Consider the following 484-nt stretch of genomic DNA (forward strand, 5'->3'; position numbering starts at 1 on the left):
CTTGTCGACATTGACGACCGCGACCGATCCGGCGGCACCGCCGCCCGACAGGCCGATGGCGACCGCACCCGCGACCACCACCACCTCGGAATCGTCCTTGGCCATGACGGCGACGTCGCCGCCGGCGACAATTGTCGCGTTGGCACCGACACGGGCATAGGTCTCGGTGTCGAACGACAGCACCGAGACGCCGCCCGCCAGGCTGACCGTGCCGCTGAAGGCAAGACCGGCGGAGACCACGATGACCTTTTCCTTGGATGTGGCGATCACCGCAACGTCGTTGTTCGCCTTCACGTCCGCGCCGTCATTGATCGTCGCGACCGTGTCGACCTTGATCACCGACACGTCGACGCCGGGCGCGCCCGCGCCCGAACCGCCGAAAGCCGCACCGGCCCCGACACCGACATGGCTGAAGTCGCTCGCCGCCGCAACCAGCACGGACTGTCCTGCATTTCCGGGGCCGGCCATGTCCTGGTTGATCTGC

1 protein-coding gene is annotated in these 484 nt (G+C 67.8%); it reads right to left on the reverse strand.

Going from position 1 to position 484, the window contains the following annotated elements; translation table 11 throughout:
* Positions 1 to 484: hypothetical protein (locus EN906_RS35140; protein ID WP_206529275.1), on the reverse strand; the 484-nt coding region annotated here is incomplete at both ends.

The organism is Mesorhizobium sp. M7A.F.Ca.CA.004.06.1.1, assembly GCF_003999135.1.
In the GTDB taxonomy this organism is placed as follows: Bacteria; Pseudomonadota; Alphaproteobacteria; order Rhizobiales; family Rhizobiaceae; genus Mesorhizobium.